Annotated in this window: 7 protein-coding genes and 1 pseudogene; all 8 read right to left on the minus strand. The window is 43.2% G+C overall.

The window, feature by feature from the left end; genetic code table 11:
• Positions 1 to 287: pseudogene (locus BACCELL_RS01955) on the minus strand (endonuclease VIII); the annotation flags it as partial.
• Between the two features lie 17 nt (positions 288 to 304).
• Positions 305 to 1,438, minus strand: a complete 1,134-nt coding sequence (locus tag BACCELL_RS01960; protein WP_007209824.1) for a GyrI-like domain-containing protein — start codon at positions 1,436 to 1,438, stop codon at positions 305 to 307.
• Between the two features lie 73 nt (positions 1,439 to 1,511).
• A complete protein-coding gene (locus BACCELL_RS01965; protein WP_007209825.1) occupies positions 1,512 to 2,822 on the minus strand; it encodes a DUF58 domain-containing protein in 1,311 nt (436 codons plus the stop codon).
• The gene (locus BACCELL_RS01970) at positions 2,819 to 3,793 is read right to left on the minus strand and encodes an AAA family ATPase (protein WP_007209826.1); all 975 of its coding nucleotides are present in this window, start codon (positions 3,791 to 3,793) and stop codon (positions 2,819 to 2,821) included. Before BACCELL_RS01970 ends, BACCELL_RS01965 begins: the two co-directional genes overlap by 4 nt.
• Before the next feature lie 11 nt (positions 3,794 to 3,804).
• Positions 3,805 to 5,082 (minus strand): DUF4350 domain-containing protein, encoded by a 1,278-nt coding sequence (locus BACCELL_RS01975; RefSeq protein WP_007209827.1) that lies wholly within the window; start codon positions 5,080 to 5,082, stop codon positions 3,805 to 3,807.
• Positions 5,079 to 5,693, minus strand: a complete 615-nt coding sequence (locus BACCELL_RS01980) for a DUF4129 domain-containing protein (RefSeq protein ID WP_007209828.1) — start codon at positions 5,691 to 5,693, stop codon at positions 5,079 to 5,081. The genes BACCELL_RS01975 and BACCELL_RS01980 overlap by 4 nt, the downstream gene beginning before the upstream one ends.
• A gap of 16 nt (positions 5,694 to 5,709) precedes the next feature.
• On the minus strand, positions 5,710 to 6,642 hold the full coding sequence (locus BACCELL_RS01985) for a hypothetical protein (protein WP_007209829.1): 933 nt from the start codon (positions 6,640 to 6,642) through the stop codon (positions 5,710 to 5,712).
• Positions 6,623 to 7,150 (minus strand): stage II sporulation protein M (locus BACCELL_RS01990; RefSeq protein ID WP_007209830.1); only part of this gene is annotated, 528 nt, incomplete at its 5' end. The genes BACCELL_RS01985 and BACCELL_RS01990, both read right to left, overlap by 20 nt.

Consider the following 7,150-nt stretch of genomic DNA (forward strand, 5'->3'; position numbering starts at 1 on the left):
TGGTAATTGGCAGGAACTTTATCACCCGGATTATAGTAACGTGCGCTCACCCCATCACCGATATTCATTATCACATTGCCCGACAGGTAAAAATCGACAAACATTCCATATCCTTTAGACAACAAAATCGTCTTTCCGACGAGCAACTTCCCATACTCCAGTGGATCGCCACTATAGAACGTGAACTTATGAGGCTTGGTAGCATTGAACACTTGCGTAATCGTTTTACCGCTTAAAACATCATTGGCTTGCTTACTCAGTGTAAGTACTTCTGGCAATTCTAACATACTCTTATATCATTTAGTTATTTATCAATAGGAATATAAATCTCCGTCAGCAATTCCTCAACCGGCGTTTCATCCGGTGCATTAAGATACACCTCAAACGTCAACGGACGTTTCTGATGATACATACTGTAAGGAAACCATTGATTATAGATCGTCTTATAAAATTCTGGTAAATCAGAATAACTGCCTTTATACCTGAAAACAGCGTACATCCCTCCGGGAATTTCCCGAAGTAATAATTTCCCTTCGGAATTGGCACGCCCTTCAACAAGAACCCCGATATAGAACCGCCGTTGTTCCATCGGTGTAACCCAAGGATTATCCTGACTTATACTCACAAAACGATTACCGGGACCATTCTGCAAATGAACTGCTTTATAATGCAGTAATTGCTTCCAGATTGTAGTGTAAGCATATTTATCACGAAAAGTATCACCTACTTCTATGCAAACGGCTTTCAAAGTATTAATACGTTTAATTTTAGCCTCAGGCATACTATCCGGTTCTTGTTTCGCATTGACAGATTTATACTTTTCGCGATAAGCTGACATTGAAATGCCGAAATGCTTCTTAAAAGCCTTTGCCAGACTAAACTTTGTCTGATAATTAGTCTGCATACCTATCTCTTCAATACTCTGTCCGGTAGCGATAAGCAGATGGGCAATATATTCCAGCCGTAAACGTTGGATATATGTACCGATATTCTCACCGGTAACATTTCTGAAAACCTTTCGGAAATGGAAGAATGAAAGGTGAACCATTTCAGCCAACTGTTCGGGATCAAGCTCATGAAAGAGATTTTGATCAATATAAGTCCGAACCCCATTGACAGCTTCATAGTGAACATGTTGTGTCATCTCTTTCTGTCGCCAGCGTTTCAGGGTGGGAAGACGCTTGTTCAATAAGGTTTTTAATTCTTGTGGAGTATAGTCGGTTCCCGAATACCAATTGTACTTATCCGTGTATTTCACCCATATATCCACCATTTCATTCATAGAGATGTCCACCGTATAGTTCCCATCTTTCAGACAATAGTAACAATACTCGTCACTGCAGGAGTGATCGGCATTGGTACCTAAATACTCTTCCACATCGAAACGGAGGGGCATTCCACAACTTTGGCAGTACTGTTTGTCCACTGTTTGATTCATGGCACAAATATACGATGCCTATTCCGGATATGATTATCCAAAATAGGCATCTTTTATGATTTGCTCCTGTTTTTCAGAGTAATTGTCTTGATTTCATCTCCAAATATTTGTTTATCACATCAATCGAGAGATTTTCAGGTGTAGTCAATAACGAATAGATACCATTCTGTTTCAGTGTAGATACAATCAGACGTTTCTCAAAAGCAAACTTCTCTGCAATGACATGGCGGTAATATCCCTCCGTATCCTTCGCAGGAGAGGCAATATACGTTTTCATATCAGCATCTTCAAAGAAAACAACAAGCAAGCGATGCTGACGATTCAGTTGCTGCAAATAAGCCAATTGGCGATTCATACTTCCCATACTGGAGAAGTTGGTATATAAAACCAGGAAACTGCGTTTACTGACATGTTTATTGAAATGCACGCAGAGAGAGGAAAAGTCCGTTTCACCAAAGGTAGTCTGCTGGCTATAGAGATTCTCAAGCAGAGTTTGCATCTGACCGGGAGCCTTTGAGGCCGGAACAAACGAATCGAAATGTTCATTGAAAGTCACGATCCCTGCCTTGTCCTCTTTCCGCATGGCAACGTATGAAAGAACTAAGGAAGCATTGATTGCATAATCCAGTAAAGTCATTCCGCGAAATGCCTGCTGCATAACCCTTCCCTTGTCTATCACACTGTAAATCTGCTGTGAACGTTCATCCTGATATACATTCACCATAAATTCATGCCGGCGGGCACTGGCTTTCCAGTTGATTGTACGGTAGTCATCCCCCTTGACGTACTCTTTTATCTGTTCGAATTCAGTATGATGCCCCACACGACGAATACGCTTGATTCCCAGCTCCGTCAGATTATCACTCATTGCCAGCAATTCATAGCGATGCAGCATCAGATAAGAAGGATACACTTTAATATCCTGCTCCTCTCCGCATGTATAACGCCGGGAGAGCAAACCTATCCGACCGGTTACGAATACGCGAATCTGTCCGAAACCATAAATCCCCCGGCTTGTCGGACGTAAATGATAACAGATTTGTTTTCCTTCATTCGCCTGAAGCTGTACCCGAAAACTAATATTTCTCTGCTGAAAAATGAAAGGTACTTCATCGATAACCTCCGCAAAGACGGGATACGGATAGCAGCTTTCCACCCGAAGATTCACCGCATTTTCGTCCCCATTGGAAAAACGAGCGGAGCATTGACGGAATGCCCGAATCCCACGAATCCGGTAAAGCATATATCCGTCTGCCAGCACCGACAGCAAGAGGAGAAAAAGCAACCCCTGCCCGATGGTAAACAACGGAGCAAAAGCATACCCACTACCCATCAACAGGATAATTAGGATGAGAACCATATAAAACCGACGGGTCAGAATCATTTCGGAACTTCTACCTTATCAATCAGGCGTTGCGTTACTTTCACTGGTGAGTAGCCCTCCATTTCAGCTTCCGCCGTCAGGATGAGACGATGCTGAAGTACGTATGGAGCCACAAACTTGATATCCTCCGGTGTCACAAAATCACGTCCCTGCAAAAGCGCATAAGCCTTCGAAGTCTGCAACATGGCCACGGACGCACGCGGAGAAGCCCCCAGATATACAGCTTTACTTGTACGCGTCTGCTGTACAATCAAGGCGATGTACTGAAGCAATGTACGGTCTATAAACACCTGCTTCATCAGATTACGAAGCGACAAAAGCTCCTCTTTAGTAATAGCCGGGGTAATGTCCTCCAGCTTCACAAATGCAGCATTCGTATGGTGACGCTCCAGAATATTCACTTCTTCATCCAATGAGGGATAATCCATCGTCAGCTTCATCAGAAAGCGGTCAAGTTGTGCTTCGGGCAATTTATAAGTCCCTTCCTGCTCCACCGGATTCTGTGTAGCCAGAATCGTATAAAGTTCTCCCATCGGATAGGTCGCTCCATCAATGCTGATCTGACGCTCTTCCATAACCTCGAACAAGGCAGCCTGTGTTTTGGCAGGAGCACGATTTATTTCATCTACCAGTACAATATCAGCAAAGATCGGACCGCGATGGAAATCAAAATCATTGGTTTTCATGTTGAATACCGTTGTACCCAGCACATCACTCGGCATCAAATCCGGAGTAAACTGGATGCGGCTGAAATCTGCATCGACCAGACGGGCAACCAGGCGTGCCAACAATGTTTTCGCCACTCCCGGCACTCCTTCTATCAGCACATGCCCATTTGCCAACACAGCGGTCAGCACCAAGTCCACCATCTGTTCCTGCCCTACAATGACGGAAGCAATCCGGTCTTTCAACTCTTGTATCTTCTCGGAAAAGAGAGTTAGATCCACCCGTTTTTCTGTATTCTCTTCCATAAACTTCTTCTTTATATATGATCGATTATTTCATTCATTTTATCAATAAACTGCTTCATTTGCTCCGCAGTTATCGTTTGCCCTCCATAAATCACCGGTCTGACCGTACGGATAAACTTACCGATTTCTTCCGCACTCATGCCGGTCTTCTGAGCAATCCTATCGAAAGAGCGTTCATCATCCGCCACGTCTTCCACATCCACCTGGATTTCTCTTCTCAACTCTTCGGCAAAGTAAATATACTTTTTATGAACCAGGTCGGCATGGTCTTTCTTCTGAAAATAAAGCGTACCGATCAGTTCCGTAAACTCCATGGATTTATTTTCCGGTTCATGAATCACAGGTATCACACGTTGTCTTCTTCGCACAGTAAATGTCATAAAGAGCAGAATGGCAATCATTGTCAGATACAAAGCCCAGCGAAGCGGTCGTTGCGAAATAAAATAGCGGAAAGGAGACATCTGTACCTGTGCAGCTTCCTCCAGATATCCCTCTGTGCGTATTATCGGAAACTCTCCCATCTGAGACAGCAGACGGAAAATATAAGCTGCATTCTTTCCGTCCAGTACACCATAATTGGTAAAAAGCAGCGGAGTAGAAACCAAAATAATTTCCCCTTTTCCCCACGAACAAGACATGGCAACCGGAACATTGCAAAGGGTATCCACCTGCAATGAATCAAACTTCACCCCAAAGTCATATCTGAATTCATCTGATGAAATAGATTTCTCCGCCAACACTTTCACAGAGAGCGAGTCCTGCCAGAAATAAGAGGAACACAATTGCGGATAAAAACGAAAGATCCGCCGGGGATAGACAGTAGAATCTCCTACCCAATGCAAACTATCCTTCGACAACAATGAAGCGGCATACTTTCTCAACACAATCGGATTAAAATAAGAGTAGCTACTCTCAAACCCCAGTGTATCCCGTAAGTTTCCTGTAAATGAATTACTCACCAACATTATTTTATTTCCCCGCTCCGCCCCTTTCAACAAGGCATTCACATCTACATCTGTCAGAGCCAGATGATTGTTAACAACCAATATCGCCCGGCGGGAAACCGTATCTTCCTGCTCCAACTGATAAAAGGTTTTCCCGGATACCGAATATCTCATCGGCAATGAAGCAGAGAGTAAACTATCAAAAACAGCACATCCGAAAGGCTGTTTATCATAGTGGCTAAAAGTAGGAGTCCATACGAATTTCTTCGGCAACCGACATTCTATTGCAAACATCAGGACCAGAAAGGATACGATACAGATGATAAACCAATGGCTTCCTCTCATACAGCGCCTCCTTTCTTCACCTCTTCCTGCAAAGACTGCATGACATGAAACAATGCTTCCGTAGCTTCAAAATTTCCATAACGCACTCGCAGGAAATGATTGGTCAATTGTCGGAAAGCGGGCATCCGCACTTCATAAACATATTGTGTAGGCGTTTTGTAGAGCTGCCAGTCTATACGCTTTTCATCACTGAGTTGTTTCAACGTCTGCAAATACAGCAATCGTACCGCTTCCCGGTAATCACTACGCGAAAGCGCGTCAGCAATACCTCGCGCAAAGTCAACTCCATAAATAGTGTCTTCTTCCACTGCATAAGGCAAAGCATTTTTACGGGAAATCATGAATAACTCCGGTCGCTTCTTGTAAACGAACCAGATTATCAAAATTAAAAGAAGGATAGCAATGCCTATCAGAATAAGCTCCGAGTATTCCTCAGCAAAATGACTGCCGAATATTTTTTGCAGAATCTTTCCAAACCACCTGTTGAACCATTCAAACACATTAATATCAGGAGCCATCAACTCACGGCCATAGTCATACGCCGGATCAGACTGCCACACGGCAAGCTGGGTAGTATCACATACCAATGTATCAGCCGGAGAAGTTATCATTTATACAATTCTGTTTTTAGAGCTTATCAAAATTATCGATATCACTTTCCACCATGATATTGTCCACCTTTTCCGAAGCATGCCCGTACTGATACGCCAGACCTACAAGTGAAAAGATCATAGCAAGATAGGCACCGAATGCCTGGACAATGGCCAACAGATAAAGCATGAAATTATATCCTACCGATACCGTAGCCTCACTGCCTCCACTACTCATTGCAAATATGGATTTCACAATAGTGCCTATATACCAGGGCATCATCGTCACTCCCTGCAAAATACCGGCAATCAAACCCATAATAAGGGAAATCAGGAAAATACCTCCCCACGTAGCAAAGCCCAGACGAAAAGTCTTCTTCAAAGATTCCATAACGGAGATATCCTCAAAGAGATAAATCGGTGCCCAAAGAGCAAATGGTACAGCCAAAATAATCACAAACGGAATCACCAGAAACAGGACAGGCCAAAGCAATGCCGCCATGAATCCCATAATCACCCCTAAAAGTACCATTAAGAGCAATCCGAAAAGAGTCATCACAACCAATCTTTTCACATTACGGAGCAACATCGGCCTCAACATCCCCAAAGTTACGCCTTGCAGACGTTCGTCACGTTCGTTGTAGGTTCGGATCAATGCATAAATCAAAGAAGTCAGCGCAATCGTTCCTATCAAAAAAACAAACATGTACAGACTATAATAAGAAAAGAATGACATCATTAGAGATGCATCAGAAGATACGCTGCCACCTGATAAATCAGCCAGCACCGTCATATATCCCATCATCCCGTTCAAACTCAGCGCTTGAATAAGACAAATCGGTAAAAGCAGATACGTAGTAAATTTCAGCATCAGCTTCCAGTTTTCTTTTATAAAATCAAAAGACACGCTCAGTTTCTCACCGAAATTACGTTTTACATACATTGCGATTTTAGGCTTTTGTGATTCCATGTCGTTTTCTATTAGGTAGATAAATATAGTAGAATAAAATAAATGTCAGGGATGTAAGGATCAGGCCGAGTCTCAACATATCCGGCAGTTGGGTATGGCGTGTGAGAAACCCCTCAATAAAACCTGCCATAATAAACACAGGGACTGTCCCCACTACAATTTTCAATCCTCTTTTCGCTCCTCTTTTAAAAGATTCCAGTCTTGAATAAGTTCCGGGGAAAAGCCATCCGTTACCTAAAGCCAAACCGGCAGCGCCGGCTACAATGATAGCCCAGATTTCGAGCGTTCCATGCAACCAGATGGCAAGCATAGAATCCCAAAGCAAACCGTGCTGATAAAAGAATGTTTGGAAAGCTCCCAACATGACTCCATTACTGAAAAGCATATAACCTGTACCAAAACTGGTCAGTATCCCCATTGCGAAGCAGTTGAAAGAAACCATAATATTATTCAACGTGATTCCCAAAAACATCGGAACCTCAGATGAGCTATTGTACACCGCCATGGG

The sequence above is a fragment of the Bacteroides cellulosilyticus DSM 14838 genome (assembly GCF_000158035.1).
Classification (GTDB): domain Bacteria; phylum Bacteroidota; class Bacteroidia; order Bacteroidales; family Bacteroidaceae; genus Bacteroides; species Bacteroides cellulosilyticus.

What these genes read in the sequence shown, in the direction of transcription:
- BACCELL_RS01965 (WP_007209825.1), bottom strand. Translation starts at nt 2,822, where the DNA reads ATGATTCTGACCCGTCGGTTTTATATGGTTCTCATCCTAATTATCCTG.
- BACCELL_RS01960 (WP_007209824.1), bottom strand. Translation starts at nt 1,438, where the DNA reads ATGAATCAAACAGTGGACAAACAGTACTGCCAAAGTTGTGGAATGCCC.
- BACCELL_RS01970 (WP_007209826.1), bottom strand. Translation starts at nt 3,793, where the DNA reads ATGGAAGAGAATACAGAAAAACGGGTGGATCTAACTCTCTTTTCCGAG.
- BACCELL_RS01985 (WP_007209829.1), bottom strand. Translation starts at nt 6,642, where the DNA reads ATGGAATCACAAAAGCCTAAAATCGCAATGTATGTAAAACGTAATTTC.
- BACCELL_RS01975 (WP_007209827.1), bottom strand. Translation starts at nt 5,082, where the DNA reads ATGAGAGGAAGCCATTGGTTTATCATCTGTATCGTATCCTTTCTGGTC.
- BACCELL_RS01980 (WP_007209828.1), bottom strand. Translation starts at nt 5,693, where the DNA reads ATGATAACTTCTCCGGCTGATACATTGGTATGTGATACTACCCAGCTT.